Source organism: Aeromonas sp. 600724 (assembly GCF_049175135.1).
GTDB classification, from domain to species: Bacteria; Pseudomonadota; Gammaproteobacteria; order Enterobacterales; family Aeromonadaceae; genus Aeromonas; species Aeromonas veronii_A.
Map to the genome: position 1 here is coordinate 210,740 of NZ_JAAKUM010000005.1, position 16,714 is coordinate 227,453.

Consider the following 16,714-nt stretch of genomic DNA (forward strand, 5'->3'; position numbering starts at 1 on the left):
TAGATTTCAGGTAGTCCACAAGATAGCTGACAGATAGCAGCATGATCATCGAGGATGCACTCAATATGTCGCAACATCGCCGAATTCTCCTGCTCAACGGTCCAAACCTGAATCTGCTGGGCAAACGGGAACCGGGTATCTACGGCAGCAAGACGCTCGATGAGATCGTCGCCGATCTGAAGCTCAACGCCAGCGAACTCGGTGTCACTCTGGAACATCTGCAATCCAACGCCGAACATGAGTTGGTCAGCCGCATCCATCAGGCCATGGGTCAGGTGGATTTCATCATCATCAATCCGGCCGCCTTCACCCACACCAGCGTCGCCATCCGCGATGCGCTGCTGGGTGTCGCCATACCCTTTATCGAGGTTCACCTGTCAAACGTTCATGCCAGGGAGCCGTTTCGTCATCACTCCTATCTGTCTGATGTCGCCAAAGGGGTCATTTGTGGTCTGGGGGCCGATGGCTATCAATTCGCTTTAACCGCGGCCGTGCGCCATCTGCACGCGGCTTGATAATCACTGATCAGATAAAGAAGAAAGAGAATGCTAATGGATATCCGCAAAATCAAGAAGCTGATTGAACTGGTTGAAGAGTCCGGCATCGCCGAACTGGAGATCTCCGAAGGTGAAGAGTCCGTTCGCATCAGCCGCAACTTCGCAGGCCAGGTCACTGCCGCACCGCAGATGATCATGCAGCAAGCAGCCGCTCCGGTTGCCGCTCCAGCCGCCGCCCCGGTTTCCGCTGCGCCGGCCGCAGATGCCGCACCGAGCGGTCACCTGATGCGCTCTCCCATGGTTGGCTCCTTCTACCGCTCCTCCAGCCCGGAAGCCAAGCCGTTCGTGGAAGTGGGTCAGCAAGTCAATGTCGGCGATACCCTGTGCATCGTCGAAGCCATGAAAATGATGAACCAAATCGAGTCTGACAAGGCCGGTGTGATCAAAGCGATCCTGGTTGAAAATGGTCAGGCCGTCGAATTTGACGAGCCGCTGTTCATCATCGAATAAGGGAAATCGCCACCCATGTTGGACAAAGTAGTCATCGCCAACCGCGGTGAAATTGCCCTGCGGATCCTGCGCGCCTGCAAAGAGCTCGGGATCAAGACAGTGGCCGTTCACTCCACCGCCGACCGGGAGCTCAAACATGTGCTGCTGGCCGACGAATCCATCTGTATCGGCAAACCAGCCAGTACCGACTCCTACCTCAACGTTCCGGCTATCATCGCCGCCGCCGAGGTGACCGGTGCCGTGGCCATCCACCCGGGTTACGGCTTCCTCTCCGAGAACGCCGATTTTGCCGAAGTGGTCGAAAAATCCGGCTTCATCTTCATCGGCCCGCGCGCCGAGACCATCCGCCTGATGGGTGACAAAGTCTCCGCCATCGAAGCGATGAAGAAGGCAGGCGTACCGTGTGTACCGGGCTCTGACGGTCCGGTGGACAACGACACCAAGCGCAATGCCGCTATTGCCAAGCGCATCGGCTATCCGGTGATCATCAAGGCTGCCGGTGGCGGCGGTGGTCGTGGCATGCGCGTGGTACGCAGCGAGGCCGAGCTAGCCTCCGCCATTGCCCTAACCAAATCCGAAGCAGGCCAGTTCTTCAAGAACGACATGGTCTACATGGAGAAGTACCTGGAAAACCCGCGCCACATCGAAATTCAGGTGTTGGCAGACGGCCAGGGCAACGCCCTCTATCTGGGCGAGCGCGACTGCTCCATGCAGCGTCGCCACCAGAAGGTGGTGGAAGAGGCGCCGGCACCCGGCATCACCGCCGAAATGCGCAAGTTCATCGGCGAGCGCTGTGTGCGCGCCTGTATCGAGATCGGCTACCGCGGTGCGGGTACTTTCGAGTTCCTGTACGAGAACGGCGAGTTCTATTTCATCGAAATGAACACCCGTATCCAGGTTGAGCATCCGGTCACCGAGATGGTCACCGGTATCGATCTGATCAAGGAGCAGCTGCGCATCGCCGCCGGTCAACCCCTGTCGATCACCCAGCAGGATATCCGCATCCGTGGTCATGCCATCGAGTGCCGGATCAACGCGGAAGATCCGGCCACCTTCATGCCCTCTCCGGGTCTGGTGCAGCGCTTCCACGCGCCGGGTGGTCTGGGCGTGCGTTGGGACTCCCACATCTATGCCGGTTACAAGGTACCGCCCCACTATGATTCGATGATCGGCAAGCTGATCTGCTACGGCGAGAATCGTGACATTGCCATCGCCCGCATGCGCCATGCGCTGGACGAGCTGGTAGTGGAAGGGATCAAGACCAACGTACCGCTGCAAAAAGAGATCATGAAAGACGAAAACTTCCAGCACGGTGGCACCAATATCCACTACCTGCACAAGAAGTTAGGTCTGTAAGGATCGCTGATAGAGACCCGATGACATTGCACGGTGGCAGTACCAACGCCCACTATCTGCACAAGAAGTTGGGTCTGTAAGGATCTCTGATAGAGACCGGACTTCCGGTGGAAGTCTGCTCCGCAAGGAGCCTCTGCTGAAAAAGGGCCATGGCGACATGGCCCTTTTTTGTTATCCTTGCGCCCCTCAAAATTGTCGGAGGCCAAGGTGAACCGTTTTGCTCTCGCCCGCCGGGAAGCAGCTTTCTGCCTGCTGCTGACCCTACTCTATTTTCTTGCCTGGTATGGCACGGCTTATCTGATCCCGGAAGAGATCGAATGCTGGGACATTCCCCTTTGGTTCCTGCTCAGTTGCGTGGCGATGCCACTGCTGTTCATCGCACTATGTGCCCTGATGGTGGATCGACTGTTTGTGGATATCCCCCTCGATACCCCAGCCCCTTCCGGCAAGGAGTCATCCCATGAATCTTGAGCTGATGCTGCCGCTCTTCATCTATCTGGTGCTGGTGCTGGGGGTGGGTTTCTGGGCCAGCCGTCATAGAGCTGAAGGCAACTTCGTGCAGGAGTACTTCATCGGCAACCGCAGCATGGGCGGGCTGGTGCTGGCGATGACGCTAGTGGCCACCTACACCTCGGCCTCCTCCTTTATCGGTGGGCCGGGCGCGGCCTACAAGATCGGTCTGGGCTGGGTGTTGCTGGCGATGATCCAGCTGCCCACCGTCTGGCTCACTCTGGGAGTACTGGGCAAGAAGTTCGCCATCATCGCCCGCCGGGTCAATGCGGTGACCATCAACGACATGCTGTGGGCCCGCTATCAGAGCAAGGCAGTGGTGATCCTCGGCTCCGTTACTATCATCCTCGCCTTTATCGCGACCATGGTGGTGCAGTTTATCGGCGGTGCCCGCCTGCTGGAGACCGCCACCGGGCTCTCCTACCAGCAGGGGTTGATGCTGTTTGCCAGCTGTGTGCTGCTCTACACCATCATCGGCGGCTTCCGCGCCGTGGTGATGACTGATGCCCTGCAGGGGATCATCATGCTGATCGGCACCGGCGCCCTGCTGGCAGGAATTCTGATTGCCGGTGACGGCCTGCCGAACCTCATCCACCAGCTCAGGGAGATCGACCCCAAGCTGGTAAGCCCGCAAGGGGCCGGCGACATGCTGACCCAGCCCTTTATGCTGAGCTTCTGGATCCTGGTCTGTGTCGGGGTGGTGGGGCTGCCCCACTCGGCATTGCGCTGTTTTGGCTATCGCGACAGCAAGGCGCTCCATCGCGGCATTCTGATCGGCACCGTTGTCAGCGCCCTGCTGATGTTCGGCATGCATCTGGCGGGCGCCCTTGGCCGCGCCATCCTGCCCGGCATGGACAGCCCGGACAAGATCATGCCCTCCCTGATGATGGAAGTGCTACCCCCCTGGCTGGCCGGAGTCTTTCTGGCGGCGCCGATGGCGGCCATCATGTCCACCATCGACTCCCAGCTGATCCAGGCTTCCGCCACTCTGGTGAAGGATCTCTACCTCAACTATCTGAGTCCAAAGCAGGAGAAGCTGGAAGTGCGCATCCCCCGCCTCTCCCTGCTCTGTACCCTGATCCTCGGCACTCTGGTGCTGCTGGCGGCGTTGCAACCGCCCGAGATGATCATCTGGCTCAACCTGCTCGCCTTTGGCGGATTGCAAGCGGTGTTCCTCTGGCCACTGGTGCTCGGCCTCTACTGGTCGCGGGCCAACGGCCCGGGCGCACTGGCCAGCATGGTCAGCGGCATCGTAAGCTATGGGGTACTCAGTCAGTGGGGGATCAAGCTGGCTGGTCTGCACGCCATCGTGCCAAGCCTCACGCTGGCGCTAGTGGTCTTTATCACGGTCAGCCTGCTGACGGCACCGCCCTCGCGGGAAGTGCGCGAGCTTTTCGGGCAGAAATAATAAAAATATAAATTAGGGGTTCCAAAACTATCCCCAAATAGGTGTTTTCCGGTTAAACTGTGCGCCAAGTCACAGAACGTAGCCGCTGTATGCCCGTTAAAGCCACTCGACAAGTCGTTACTCAAGCCCTGCAGCGGCTCGGTTATGCCCTGCTGCTGCCCGTCTCCATCCTGCCGATGGCGGCGCTGATCTACCGGCTTGGGCAACCCGACGTGCTCGATTTGGCGGTGCTCTCCCTCACCGGTCAGGCGATCTTCAGCCAGATGCCGCTCATCTATGCGGTGGCGATCGCCTTTGGCCTGAGTCGGCAGGAGCTGGGCGGACAGACACTGGCGGGTGCGGTCAACTTCCTGCTGCTCAGCACCGCCTTCAATACGCTTGCCCCCAACCTGCACGCCGACATGATCTGCGGTCTGCTGGCGGGGCTCACCACTGCCATCATCTATCCCTGGGTTCACCAGCAAACCCTGCCCCGCTGGCTGCAGATCGCCAGGGGGGAGTTTCCCAGCCTGCTGGTGTCGGCCTTGGCCTGCCTGCTGATCGCCATCCCCCTCTCGCTGCTGTGGCCGCCACTGGAGCGCGGGCTGACCCTGCTCACCTCAGAGCTGCTTACCACGCCGTTTGGCGCCTTCTGCTACGGCACCCTCAACCGCTTGCTGATCCCGCTTGGGCTCCATCAGGTGCTGGGCAGCGTCATCGGCCTTGGCGAGAGCAACCTGCAGGCGCTGGCCACCGCCCAACCCCTTCATGAAGGGTATGTGGCCGGTCTCTACCCCATCATCATGTTCGGCCTGCCGGGCGCCTGTTTTGCCATCTGGCTGCACCGCCAGCGGATGCAGCGGCTGCCGCAGGGCGGGCTGCTGCTCACCCTGGCGCTCACCTCGGCACTGGTGGGTATCACAGAGCCTATCGAATTTCTGTTCGCCTTTACCGCCCCCTGGCTGTTTCTCGCCCACGCCCTACTGACCGGACTGTCACTGGCGGTCTGTAGCGGGCTGGGGATCAAGGTGGGCAGTTACTTCTCCGCCGGTCTGCTGGATCTGGTGCTGAGCTATCAGGCTGGGGAGCACAGCTTCTGGCTCATTCCGGTCGGTATCCTGTTTTTCGTCGCCTACACCCTGCTCTTTTACCAACTGCTGGAGCGTGCCCCCCTCAGCATGCCGAGCAAGCCCATCGCGGTGGAACATCCGCGCCTTGCCAGTGTTGCCCCCTCAGACCCGCAGATGCTGGCGATCCAGTATCTCAAGGTACTGGGCGGGATGGACAATCTGGTGGCGATGAGTGTCTGTATCACCCGCCTCAGCCTGCGGGTGCGCGATATTTCACTGGTGGATGAATCTCGCCTGCTGGGCCTGGGCTGCCTCTCCTGGATCCAGCTCAACGACCACCAGCTGGTGCTGGTGCTGGGCCCCAGCGCCAGCCTGATTGAAGGGCAGATCCGCATGCTGGCGGAGCGCCAGTCGGTCCCGCTCGGCCTCAAACCCAATCAGGAGTCGGCCAGCCAGAGCAGCTGGTAACTCAGGCAAACGGCAACCGCTCGGCCACGAAATCCATCAGGGTGCGCAGGGCGGGGGCCAGATGCTCCCGACTCGGATAGATTAGGTAGAACGGGTTGGCCGGAATGGGCTGATCCGGCAACACCTTCTGCAGCCGCCCCGCCGCCAAATCCCCTTCACAGACATGGTGGGGCAACAGGGCAATTCCCCCGTCATGAAGCGCCATCTCCCGCAGCGCCAGCAAGCTATTGCTGACACAGGCCCCCTGTGGCCGCCAGCCCCCCTCCTGCAATGGCCACACCGGCATGGCCGAGTGCACCAGACAGGCATAACGACCCAGCTCGCTCAGCTGTTGCGGCATGCCGTGGGCCGCCAGATAGGCGGGCGCTGCCACCAGATGACGCGCCACCTGACCGATACGCCGACAGATGAGGCTGGAGTCTTTCAGCGGCGCCGCCCGCAGCGCCAAATCATAACCTTCCCCCACCAGATCGAGCTGATCGTCACTCAGGGTCAGTTCCAGCACCACTTCGGGATAGAGGGCGCGAAACTCGGCGAGGATCCGGCCAAGCAGCAGAGTGCCGGTTGCCTCAGGGGCGGTGATCCGCACCCGCCCCGCCGGGGCCGAGCGCAGCCGTGCCATCGCCAGATTGGCACTGCGGGCCATTGCCAGCAGCCCCTGACAGTGCTCCACATAGAGCTCCCCCTGCGGGGTCAGGCTCAACCTGCGGGTGGTGCGCTGCAACAGCCGCACCCCGAGCTGGGATTCGAGCCGCGAGATCTTCTGGCTCACCGATGACTTGGGCATACCAAGCAGCTCGGCGGCTCGGGTAAAGCTTCCCTGCTCCACCACGGTGGCGAACAGTCCCATCAACTCCAGATCGACATTGTTCATATATTCAAACAGTCTTTACCGATTACCCATCTTAATCTTGATAATCAACCAGACTAGAGTGAGTGGCAATCCCGAACACAGCGATTTGAAAGGAAAAACCATGAAAGCCATTGCCCTGACTCACTATCTGCCAAGCGACCACCCCGACTGCTTCATCGCCGCCAACCTGCCCGATCCGGTTCCGGGCCCGCGGGATCTGCTGGTGCGGGTCACCGCCACCTCCGTCAATCCGGTGGATACCAAGGTGCGCTCCCCCAAGGCCAAAATTGAAAGCTCGCCCAGGGTACTGGGCTGGGATGCGGTGGGGGAAGTGATCGCCACCGGCAGCGAAGTGACCCTGTTCAAGGCGGGCGACCGGGTCTGGTATGCCGGCGACATCAGCCGTCCGGGCAGCAACAGCGCTCTGCAACTGGTGGATGAGCGTATCTCCGCAATCGCCCCCACCAGCTTGAGCGATGTGGAGGCCGCCGCCCTGCCGCTCACCGCCATCACCGCCTGGGAGACCCTGTTCGAGCGCTTCGCTCTCACCCGCGAGAGCCGTGGCAAACTGCTGATCATCGGCGGCGCCGGTGGCGTGGGCTCCATCGCCATCCAGCTGGCCCGTCAGCTCACCGGTATGGAGGTGATTGCTACCGCCTCCCGCCCCGAGAGCCGCGAGTGGTGCCTCGAGATGGGCGCCCATCAGGTCGTAAACCACCACAAGTTGCAGGAGGAGCTGACCGCCCTTGGCATCACCCAGGTCGATGCCATCTTCTGCACCAACGCCACCGCCGAGCACTGGGCCACCATGGCCGGGCTGATCCGCCCGTTTGGCCATATCTGCACCATCGCCGAATCGAGCGAACCGTGGGATCTCTCCCTGCTCAAGAGCAAGAGCGTCACCTTCAGCCAGGAGTTCATGTTCACCCGCTCCCTGTTCCAGACGCCGGACATGATCGAACAGCACCGCCTGCTCGGCCGGGTGGCGGCACTGGTCGATGAAGGGGTATTGCAGACCACCCTGACCAGAACCATCCCGTCGCTGACCCCGATCACGCTGGCTCAGGCCCATGCCGAGGTGGAAGCGGGCCGCATGGTTGGCAAGCTGGTGATCGACATGAGCGACTTTGCCAACTAAGCCCTCAAACGCACCATGATGGGATAAGTTCACCAAGGAGATGCCCCAAACGGGCACAACCAGCAGCGCTAATGCCAGCCAGCGGCAGGCCAACATCCAACAATCAGCCAAAAAAGAGGCCATTTCGCGAGAAATGGCCTGAATACCTGAACATTGGGGTAACAATCACACACATATCCTTATGCAGGACATATTAGTCTTTGCATCTGGCGTGCCAACTGCAGCATGAATGCGCCAAAACGGCGTCAGTCCATCCTTGAGCAAGGTGCCGACCTTGCTCTTTTTTTGTCTGGCAGACTGTTTACCAGGCAAAGGAGTGCAGATAAAAAAATGCCACCCGAGGGTGGCAGTGAAAGATGACGGAACTTGAGCAAAGCGTTCAGCGAAAACCGGTCGTCTTCGCCTGCATAGAGCAATACAGGAACCGTGCCAATCCGGCAAAAGCCCCCGTATCCCTCCACGTCATGGGCAAACCACGACAGCACTGCCCCATGATGGTAGAATCTCGCGGTTTCACATTTATGAAGAGTCGACGCCATGCCCTGGATACAAATTCGAATCAACGCCACTGCCAAGACCGCAGACAAGGTGAGCAACATGCTGCTGGGGCGTGGTGCCCAGGCGGTGACCTTTATGGATGCCAAGGATGTGCCCGTCTATGAACCCATGCCGGGCGAAACCCCGCTGTGGGGCGAGACCGAAGTGATGGGGCTGTTTGACGCCGAAACCGATCCGGCCCCCACCATCGCCTTCTTCCAGCAGATCTTCGGCGAAAATGTCGGCTACAAGGTCGAGCAGCTGGAAGACAAGGATTGGGTGCGCGAGTGGATGGATCACTTCCACCCCATGCAGTTTGGCGAGCGCCTCTGGATCTGCCCGAGCTGGCGCGATGTGCCGAACCCCGATGCAGTTAACGTGATGCTGGATCCGGGCCTGGCCTTCGGTACCGGTACCCACCCCACCACCGCCCTCTGCCTGCAGTGGCTGGACGGGCTGGATCTGAGCGGTAAAACCGTGGTCGATTTTGGCTGTGGCTCCGGCATTCTCGGCATCGCCGCCCTGAAACTGGGTGCTGCCCGCGTTATCGGCATCGACATCGACCCGCAGGCCATTCAGGCCAGCCGCGACAACGCCACGCGCAACGGTGTCGCCGACCAGATTGAGCTCTATCTGCCGGCCGACCAGCCACAAGATGTCGAAGCGGATGTGGTGGTCGCCAATATCCTGGCCGGCCCGCTGCGCGAACTGGCACCGCTGATCGCCGGTCACGGCAAAGCGGGCAGCCTGATGGCCCTCTCCGGCGTGCTGGAGAGCCAGGCTCCGGAGCTGGAAACCATCTACGGTCAGTGGTTCGAAATGGACCCGACCGCCGTCAAGGAGGAGTGGTGCCGCCTCTCCGGCCGCAAGCACGGCTAAGCGCGGGCAACATAGACGCCAACCTCATGCCATCAGGGCTCCCGTTCGGGGGCTCTGATTGTTTTGGCCTACCGAGCTCATCCAGGTCCGTGAGCATGGGCTTGATCGCCCTCCCTTCTGATTGTGTTCGTTTGAAAACAACAGACACCTTTATTCCGGTAAGATAGCGGTCCGAGCCAACGCAACCGAGAAGGATTTCTTATGCGGATTGCCATTCTGGATGACTATCAGGATCAGGTGCGCCACCTCCCCTGCTTTGCCCTGCTGGCGGGTCATGACGTCACCATCCTCAACCAGAGCGAACCCGATACAACGCGCCTTGCCGCCCTGCTGGAAGGAATGGAAGCACTGGTGCTGACCCGCGAGCGTACCCGCATCGACGAACAGCTGCTGATACAGCTTCCCACCCTTAAACTCATCAGCCAGACCGGCAAAATCAGCCAGCATATCGACCCGGCACTATGCCAACAGTACGACGTTGCCGTGGCAGAAGGAGTCGGCAGCCCTATTGCTCCCGCCGAGCTCTGCTGGGCGCTCATCATGGCAGCTTCCCGCCATATACCTGCTTACAGCCAGGCGTTAAGCCAAGGCCAATGGCAGCAATCTGGTGACCTCGGTTTGGGACGCACACTGCATGGGCTGACGCTCGGCATCTGGGGCTACGGCAAGATAGGCCAGCGGATCGCCCGCTATGGCAAGGCATTTGGCATGTCGGTACTGATATGGGGCAGTGAGGCTTCGCGCAGGCATGCCGAGCAGGATGGCTATGCCTGCGCCTCCAGCAAGGAGGCTCTCTTCAGTCAAGCCGATATCCTCACGCTGCATCTGCGCCTGAGCGAGACAACCCGCGGCGCTGTTACCCGCGCAGATCTGGCCCGCATGAAAGTTGACTCTCTGCTGGTCAATACCAGCCGTGCCGAACTTATCGAGCCGGGCGCCCTCTATGCAGAGCTAAGTACCCATCCTGGAAAACGGGCCGCGCTCGATGTATTTGACATCGAGCCGGCGACACAGGAAAGCGAGCCCCTGCTGCGCCTGCCCAATGTATTGGCAACGCCTCATCTCGGCTATGTGGAGCAAAACAGCTACGAACTCTACTTTCGCGTGGCGTTCGAGAATGTGCTGGCCTTTGCCGAAGGCAAACCTGCCAACCTGGTTCTGCCCGTATCGGGTGGGTGATCACGTTACTTCTGTCGTATTGGCGCCAATATCCAAATCCCTGGCAGATAAAGGAAAGCAACCTTCATGAGCGAATACCAGAAGATGATTAGCAGCCAACCGTACAACTGCATGACACCCGAGCTGGCCCAGTTGCGCCGGGAGGCGGCACGGCGCTATCGCCGTTTCAATCTGGCGGAAGAGGAGACAGAGCAGCGGACACTACTGGCGGAGCTGATTGGCGAACTGGCAGAGAATGCCTTCATCTGCCCGCCCCTCTACTGCACCTATGGCCGCCACATCCACCTGGGCAAGGACTCCTACATCAATATGGGAGCGACCCTGCTGGACAATGCCCCCATTCGCATCGGCGCCCATGTGATGATTGGGCCAAACGTGCAGATCTATACCGCAGCCCATGCGCTGGAGGCCGACGAACGGATTCAGGGCACAGAGACGGCGCTGCCGGTCACCATTGAAGACAAGGTCTGGATTGGGGGCGGCGCCATCTTGCTGCCCGGCGTCACCATAGGGCGGGAGGCGATCGTCGGCGCGGGTGCCGTAGTCACCAAAGATGTACCGGCCGGTGCTCGGGTAGTCGGCAACCCGGCCCGGATCCTGCCAGCCAAAAACAGGGCATAAGGCTGCCAACCGGGCTGCATCTTGATGCCGCCATCAGTTCACAACAGCCCCGACACCCCATAAAAAAATAAAGCCCAATGTCACGAAGACGTTGGGCTGTTAAAAGGTGCTACGGAATTGCGACTCTCATCGCAGAAAAATTAGAAGGAGTGCCCTTCTAAACTGGCAGGGAGATATTAGCGAATGCGCAAACGTTTTACATAGTGAAATACCACAGGATTGCGAGGTACATCGCACTATTTAAATAATTACCTGCTATGGCGCGCGCAGCCTCTTTGACCCATTTATTTTCCCCAATTTCTCTGGTTACTATTCACGGTTAAACAGAAAAGCCCCGATTTCTCGAGGCTTTGCATCTCTCAACCGCAACGTGGCCGAAAAGTCAGAAACGGCGGACAAACTCATCGAGCGGCAGTTCGCGCAGTTTGCGTGCTTCCAGCATGGGGGTACCGAGATAGAGGAAACCCACCAGCTGATCCTCTGCCGCCAGTCCCAATCCCTTGTTGATCTGCTCATCGAAGATAAACCAGCCGGAGCGCCAGATACCGTTGAAACCCTGCGCCTGCGCCGCCATCTGCATCGCCATCAGGGCGCAACCTGCGGAGAGCTCCTGCTCCAGTTTTGGCACCTTGGGGTGAGCCTGATAACGGGTTGCCACGGCGACGACCAAGGGCGCCCGCAGCGGCGCTTCGCTGCACTTCTTGATGCTCTCTTCATCTTCACCGCGAGCACGGGCCGCGTCCGCCAACAGCTTGCCCAGCCGCTCGCGCCCCTCCCCTTCGAACAGAATGAACTGCCAAGGGGTCAGGGTACCGTGATCCGGCGCGCGCAGGCCCGCCTTGAGGATATTGTCGAGCACCTCACCGCTCGGGGCGGGATCGGCGAGACGGCCACAGGAGTGGCGATTGAGCAACAGGGTGAGGGCATCCATGGGCAATTCCTTCTCTGGGGCAATGATGGCGCTACCTTAGCACAGCACCGAATGAAGAAAACCCCTGAGGCTCAGGGGTTTATCGCACTAAAAAGGGACAAGAGGGCACAGTTGGCTAGATGATCGCAGCCAGCTCGGCCCCTTGCCGGATAGCACGCTTGGCATCCAGTTCGGTAGCCACGTCGGCTCCGCCGATGATATGCACCGGCTTGCCTGCCGCCTGCAACCCGGCCTGCAGTTCTTTAAGGGGCTCCTGCCCGGCGCAGACGATAACCTGATCCACCGGCAGACACTGCTTGGTCTCGCCCACCTGAATGTGCAAGCCCTCGTCATCGATCCCCAGATATTGCACCCCGGAGAGCATCTGCACCTTGCGGTTCTTGAGCACGGTACGGTGGATCCAGCCGGTTGTCTTGCCAAGTCCGTCACCCACCTTGCTCTCCTTGCGCTGGAGCAGCCAGATCTGGCGCTCGGGGGCGTCGATTTCAGGAGCCGTGAGGCCACCGCGCTCGCCAAGCTGTTTGTCGATGCCCCACTCCTTGAGCCAGTGATCACGGTTCCCATCGGCATCCGTCTCCACCTTCTTCTCTACCCTTTTCTCCACAAGGAATTCGGCCACATCGAAGCCGATGCCGCCTGCACCGATCACCGCCACCTTCTGGCCGACCGGTTTGTGATCCCGCAATACGTCGAGATAACTCATCACCTTGGGATGTTCGATGCCCGGAATATTGGGGGTGCGCGGACGAATACCGGTAGCGAGGATCACCTCGTCAAAACCGCCGCCGAGCAGGCTCTCGGCACTCTGGCGCTGGCCCAGATAGAGCTCTACGCCGCACTTCTCCAGCCGTTTGGCGAAATAGCGCAGAGTCTCGTGAAACTCCTCCTTGCCCGGGATCTGCTTGGCGAAGTTGAACTGGCCGCCGATTTCGCTGGCCTGATCGAACAGGCTCACCTGATGACCGCGCTCGGCAGCGTAGCAGGCAAACGCCAGCCCGGCCGGGCCCGCCCCCACGACCGCCAGCTTCTTGGGCTGGGGCACGCGGCCAAAGGTCAGCTCGGTCTCGAAGCAGGCGCGGGGATTCACCAGACAGGAGGCGCGCTTCTGCTTGAACACATGGTCAAGGCAAGCTTGATTGCAGGCGATGCAGGTGTTGATCTCGTCCGCCCGGTTCTCGGCAGCCTTGATGACAAATTCGGGATCCGCCAGGAAGGGGCGCGCCATGGAGACCATATCCGCCTCGCCACCCGCCAGAATGCGTTCGGCCACCTCGGGGGTGTTGATACGGTTGGTGGTAATGAGGGGCACCTTGAGGTGTTTTTTCAGCTCGGCGGTCACCCAGCTGAAGGCGCCGCGCGGCACACTGGTGGCGATGGTGGGAATGCGCGCCTCGTGCCAACCGATGCCAGTGTTGATCAGGGTCACCCCCACCGCTTCCAGCGCTTTGCCAAGGGCAATCACCTCTTCCAGGGTCGAACCCTGTTCCACCAGATCCAGCATGGAGAGGCGGAAGATAATGATGAAGTCGGTGCCGACCCGCTCGCGGATGGCGCGGACAATCTCCACCGGGAAGCGCATCCGGTTTTCACTGCTGCCGCCCCAACCATCGGTGCGCTTGTTGGTGCGCTCGCAAATGAACTGGTTGATGAGATAACCTTCCGAGCCCATCACCTCGACGCCGTCATAACCGGCCGCCTTGGCCAGCGCTGCTGTAGCCGCGAAGTCGCGAATAGTGCCGCGGATCTGCCGCTCGCTCATGGCGCGCGGTTTGAACGGAGAGATGGGGGCCTTGAGGGCGCTCGGCGCCAGACTGAACGGATGATAGGCGTAACGACCGGCATGGAGGATCTGCAGCGCTATCTTGCCCCCCTCCTGATGCACGGCGCTGGTCACCTTCTTGTGCTTGCTCACCTGCCAGGGGAAGCTCAGCTGGGAGCCGTGAGGTACCAGCCGACCGCGCAGATTGGGGGCAATGCCGCCGGTGACGATAAGACCGACGCCACCGCGGGCACGCTCGGCGTAAAAGGCGGCCAGCTTGTCAAAACCGCCCTTCTCCTCTTCGAGGCCGGTGTGCATGGAGCCCATCAACACACGGTTGCGCAGCTGGGTAAAACCGAGGTCAAGGGGCGTCAGCAGATGGGGATAGCGACTCATGATGCCTTCCTCTTTAAGGCCAGGGTGCATGGAACAACGCCCAACACCCGGTTGCGCAGCTGGGTAAAACCAAGATCGAGCGGGATCAGCAGGGTCGGATAGCGGCTCACGATGCCTCCAGTTAATTTTTTGTTATCAAACTGAGGCTAGAGTAAAGAATCGAAAATTCTTTTTCAAACAAATGTTTGGACAATTTTTCAGCGAACAGCCGTGCCCTGAACGAAGATAGGCGGGATCCGCCAGTCGGAAATGGCAATTTCGCCCGCAACTGGTTAATAATGGCTCTTCTCTACCCATTAACAGGGCGATAACGCGACTATGTCTATTTTCAAAGGTCTGGGTTGGTTGTTCCGCAGCCTGTGGCGCCTGCTCAATTTCACCCGGCTGATGCTGGTCAATCTGCTGTTTCTCATCGTAGTGCTGGTCATCGTCTTCAGCGTCAGCCAGAAAGAGGCGCCCAAGGCGCCCATCGAAGGGGCGCTGACCCTCAATCTCAACGGCGTGCTGGTGGAGCAACGCTCCCAGACAGATCCCACCGTACAACTGCTGCGCCAGATGGACAGCAGCGACGAGCAGCCGAGCGAGATCGTTCTCTCCGACCTGCTGTGGGCCATCAAGAGTGCCAAGGATGACGAGCGCATCAAGGCACTGGTGATCAAGCCACAAGGGCTGCAGGGAGCCAACTTCACCAAACTGCAGGAGGTGGCGAGTGCCATCGACTCCTTCCGGGAGAGCGGCAAACCGGTGATCGCCATGGCCGACTTCTACACTCAAGGCCAGTACCTGCTAGCGGCCCACGCCGATCACGTGCTGCTCAACCAGAGCGGCGCCGTGGTGATCGAGGGGCTTGGGGTCTACCAGACCTACTTCAAGTCGGCGCTGGAGAAGCTCAACATCACCCCGCACGTGTTCAAGGTCGGCACCTACAAATCCTTCGTCGAACCCTATACCCGCGACGAGATGTCCCCCGAGAGCAAAGAGGCGAACCAGCGCTGGCTGGATCAGCTGTGGCAATCCTATGTGGCTGACGTAGCCGAGCAGCGAGAGATCGAACCCGAGGCGGTCGCGCCGGGCAAGGATCGCTTCCTCGAGCTGCTGCGCAAGGCCGGTGGCAATGCCGCCAACTACGCCCTCGACAACGGGCTGGTGGATCAGCTGGCCACCCGCGATGAGATGACCCAGGCTGTTATTAAAGAGGTGGGTGAAGCGGACGATCACGGCTGGAAAGGGGTCGGCCTGAAAGAGTATCTGGCCGCAGTGCCCGAACAGTATCCCCAGAGTGGCAAGGATGAGGTGGGTCTGGTGGTCGCCAGCGGCGCCATCATGGATGGCGTCCAGCCTGCCGGTACCATCGGCGGCGACAGCCTCTCCGACCTGCTGGCCGATGCTCGCCGCGATGACAAGATCAAAGCCGTGGTCCTGCGAGTTGACAGCCCCGGCGGCAGCGCCTTCGCCGCCGAGCAGATCCGCGCCGAGCTGCTGGCCCTGAAACAGGCAGGCAAACCGGTAGTGGTCTCCATGGGCAGCTATGCCGCATCCGGTGGCTACTGGATCTCCGCCGATGCGGACAAGATCTTCGCCTCCCCAACTACTCTCACCGGTTCCATCGGGGTATTCGGCATGTTTGCCACCATCGACAAGGCGTTGGCCCAGTTCGGCGTGCATACCGACGGGGTTGGCACCACAGATTACGTCGGCGTAGGCCCGACCCGCGCCCTGCCGGATCACGTCGGTCAGGCCATCCAGCTGAGCGTGGAAGATACCTACCAGCGCTTCATCGGTCTGGTGAGCAAGGGCCGCGGTCTGAGCCCGGAAGAGGCCGAGAAAGCGGCCGAAGGCCGAGTCTGGACCGGCGAAGATGCCAAGGCCCTGGGTCTGGTGGACGAGTTCGGCAATCTGGATGACGCCATCAAGGCCGCCGCCGAGCTGGCCAACCTCAAAGAGTGGCAGGTGACCCCCATCGAGCAGGAGGAGTCCACCAAGGACAAGTTCCTGCGCCAGCTGTTTGACAGCAGTGCCCAAGTGCTGGCCCCCCAGTTGCAAAGCTGGCTGCCGGCAGGATTTGGCAAGGCATTGGTGGAAGTGAACCGCAGTCTCGACCCGCTCACCCGCTTCAACGATCCGCAAGGCACCTACGCCTTCTGCCCGGTCTGTGTGCAGTGATTCTGCCTGGGTAAAACGCTGACTCGAGCCCAGAAAAACGGCGACCATAATGGTCGCCGTTCAGCGTGATGAGAGCCCCTGGGCCCAAGCCAAGGGGTTGACCTCATATCGACATGGTCAATGCACGGACTGCGCCTTGCGCAAAGCCTCCAGCCGCTTGACGTCGAGATGACCCCCTTGACTCTTTCAGCCCCCAAGAGCACCGCCTGCTCAACATCGATAACTACTTCTCTTTTTACTTCAGCCGCGACAAGGTTCACTCCTGCTGTTAGCCCGAGAATGGTCGAACAGCCATTGACTCATCGGCATTAACCCCATGGGCGGCCCTCTTTTTTCTCCTGTGTCCCGTCCTGAATATGGTTTACACCTTTCCCCCCCAATACATGGAGAACCCGATGGGACAAGGTGTGAAACGGACACAGCGCGATTACTCACTGACTTTTAAACTGGCACTGGTCGA

14 protein-coding genes are annotated in these 16,714 nt (G+C 60.2%); 11 read left to right on the plus strand and 3 right to left on the minus strand.

The annotated features are described in order from the left end of the window. Window positions 1–65 precede the first annotated feature (65 nt). The 6 genes from aroQ to G5168_RS06980 all read left to right on the plus strand — a co-directional run bounded on the left by aroQ (window position 66) and on the right by G5168_RS06980 (window position 5,798). On the plus strand, window positions 66–515 hold the full coding sequence (gene aroQ / locus G5168_RS06955; protein WP_139743401.1) for a type II 3-dehydroquinate dehydratase: 450 nt from the start codon (window positions 66–68) through the stop codon (window positions 513–515). A gap of 36 nt (window positions 516–551) precedes the next feature. Further along, entirely contained in the window at window positions 552–1,007 is a 456-nt protein-coding gene (accB, locus tag G5168_RS06960; RefSeq protein ID WP_216979391.1) for an acetyl-CoA carboxylase biotin carboxyl carrier protein, read from the plus strand. A 15-nt stretch (window positions 1,008–1,022) separates the two neighbouring features. Beyond that, window positions 1,023–2,363: an acetyl-CoA carboxylase biotin carboxylase subunit gene (gene accC / locus G5168_RS06965; protein WP_216951972.1), complete on the plus strand. Its 1,341-nt coding sequence runs from the start codon at window positions 1,023–1,025 to the stop codon at window positions 2,361–2,363. A gap of 207 nt (window positions 2,364–2,570) precedes the next feature. Next, a complete protein-coding gene (locus G5168_RS06970) occupies window positions 2,571–2,834 on the plus strand; it encodes a DUF997 family protein (protein ID WP_254204220.1) in 264 nt (87 codons plus the stop codon). Next, on the plus strand, window positions 2,824–4,281 hold the full coding sequence (panF, locus tag G5168_RS06975) for a sodium/pantothenate symporter (protein WP_421172937.1): 1,458 nt from the start codon (window positions 2,824–2,826) through the stop codon (window positions 4,279–4,281). The genes G5168_RS06970 and panF overlap by 11 nt, the downstream gene beginning before the upstream one ends. Window positions 4,282–4,370: 89 nt before the next feature. Further along, window positions 4,371–5,798 (plus strand): PTS transporter subunit EIIC, encoded by a 1,428-nt coding sequence (locus tag G5168_RS06980; protein ID WP_042080616.1) that lies wholly within the window; start codon window positions 4,371–4,373, stop codon window positions 5,796–5,798. A gap of 1 nt (window position 5,799) precedes the next feature. Here the strand turns inward: G5168_RS06980 and G5168_RS06985 are convergent, their stop codons facing one another. After that, window positions 5,800–6,672 carry a LysR family transcriptional regulator gene (locus tag G5168_RS06985; RefSeq protein ID WP_421172936.1) on the minus strand — a complete coding sequence of 291 codons (873 nt, stop codon included), beginning with the start codon at window positions 6,670–6,672 and terminating at the stop codon, window positions 5,800–5,802. Window positions 6,673–6,772: 100 nt separating this feature from the next. Here G5168_RS06985 and G5168_RS06990 point away from each other — a divergent pair, with 100 nt between their 5' ends. The 4 genes from G5168_RS06990 (at window position 6,773) to G5168_RS07005 (ending at window position 11,005) form a co-directional block, all read left to right on the plus strand. Beyond that, complete coding sequence (locus tag G5168_RS06990) at window positions 6,773–7,789, plus strand: zinc-binding alcohol dehydrogenase family protein (RefSeq protein WP_421172935.1); 1,017 nt, start codon at window positions 6,773–6,775, stop codon at window positions 7,787–7,789. Between the two features lie 537 nt (window positions 7,790–8,326). After that, window positions 8,327–9,205 carry a 50S ribosomal protein L11 methyltransferase gene (gene prmA / locus G5168_RS06995; protein ID WP_042080614.1) on the plus strand — a complete coding sequence of 293 codons (879 nt, stop codon included), beginning with the start codon at window positions 8,327–8,329 and terminating at the stop codon, window positions 9,203–9,205. 201 nt (window positions 9,206–9,406) lie between these two features. Then, the gene (locus tag G5168_RS07000) at window positions 9,407–10,384 is read left to right on the plus strand and encodes a D-2-hydroxyacid dehydrogenase family protein (protein ID WP_421252031.1); all 978 of its coding nucleotides are present in this window, start codon (window positions 9,407–9,409) and stop codon (window positions 10,382–10,384) included. Between the two features lie 66 nt (window positions 10,385–10,450). Continuing rightward, window positions 10,451–11,005, plus strand: coding sequence for a sugar O-acetyltransferase (locus G5168_RS07005; RefSeq protein WP_421172933.1), 555 nt, complete (start codon window positions 10,451–10,453; stop codon window positions 11,003–11,005). Window positions 11,006–11,387: 382 nt separating this feature from the next. Here the strand turns inward: G5168_RS07005 and G5168_RS07010 are convergent, their stop codons facing one another. Both G5168_RS07010 and G5168_RS07015 read right to left on the minus strand, forming a co-directional pair. Then, on the minus strand, window positions 11,388–11,936 hold the full coding sequence (locus G5168_RS07010) for an NAD(P)H nitroreductase (protein WP_421172932.1): 549 nt from the start codon (window positions 11,934–11,936) through the stop codon (window positions 11,388–11,390). A gap of 115 nt (window positions 11,937–12,051) precedes the next feature. Next, on the minus strand, window positions 12,052–14,091 hold the full coding sequence (locus G5168_RS07015) for an FAD-dependent oxidoreductase (RefSeq protein ID WP_421231523.1): 2,040 nt from the start codon (window positions 14,089–14,091) through the stop codon (window positions 12,052–12,054). Between the two features lie 318 nt (window positions 14,092–14,409). Between G5168_RS07015 and sppA the strand changes: the two genes are divergently transcribed. Continuing rightward, window positions 14,410–16,254, plus strand: coding sequence for a signal peptide peptidase SppA (sppA, locus tag G5168_RS07020; RefSeq protein WP_421172930.1), 1,845 nt, complete (start codon window positions 14,410–14,412; stop codon window positions 16,252–16,254). The last annotated feature ends 460 nt before the right edge of the window (window positions 16,255–16,714 follow it).

Bases quoted from the DNA above. Each gene is read 5' to 3' on its own strand.
- aroQ (WP_139743401.1), top strand. From the start codon at position 66: ATGTCGCAACATCGCCGAATTCTCCTGCTCAACGGTCCAAACCTGAAT.
- accB (WP_216979391.1), top strand. From the start codon at position 552: ATGGATATCCGCAAAATCAAGAAGCTGATTGAACTGGTTGAAGAGTCC.
- accC (WP_216951972.1), top strand. From the start codon at position 1,023: ATGTTGGACAAAGTAGTCATCGCCAACCGCGGTGAAATTGCCCTGCGG.
- panF (WP_421172937.1), top strand. From the start codon at position 2,824: ATGAATCTTGAGCTGATGCTGCCGCTCTTCATCTATCTGGTGCTGGTG.
- G5168_RS06980 (WP_042080616.1), top strand. From the start codon at position 4,371: ATGCCCGTTAAAGCCACTCGACAAGTCGTTACTCAAGCCCTGCAGCGG.
- G5168_RS06985 (WP_421172936.1), bottom strand. From the start codon at position 6,672: ATGAACAATGTCGATCTGGAGTTGATGGGACTGTTCGCCACCGTGGTG.
- G5168_RS06990 (WP_421172935.1), top strand. From the start codon at position 6,773: ATGAAAGCCATTGCCCTGACTCACTATCTGCCAAGCGACCACCCCGAC.
- prmA (WP_042080614.1), top strand. From the start codon at position 8,327: ATGCCCTGGATACAAATTCGAATCAACGCCACTGCCAAGACCGCAGAC.
- G5168_RS07000 (WP_421252031.1), top strand. From the start codon at position 9,407: ATGCGGATTGCCATTCTGGATGACTATCAGGATCAGGTGCGCCACCTC.
- G5168_RS07005 (WP_421172933.1), top strand. From the start codon at position 10,451: ATGAGCGAATACCAGAAGATGATTAGCAGCCAACCGTACAACTGCATG.
- G5168_RS07010 (WP_421172932.1), bottom strand. From the start codon at position 11,936: ATGGATGCCCTCACCCTGTTGCTCAATCGCCACTCCTGTGGCCGTCTC.
- G5168_RS07015 (WP_421231523.1), bottom strand. From the start codon at position 14,091: ATGAGTCGCTATCCCCATCTGCTGACGCCCCTTGACCTCGGTTTTACC.
- sppA (WP_421172930.1), top strand. From the start codon at position 14,410: ATGTCTATTTTCAAAGGTCTGGGTTGGTTGTTCCGCAGCCTGTGGCGC.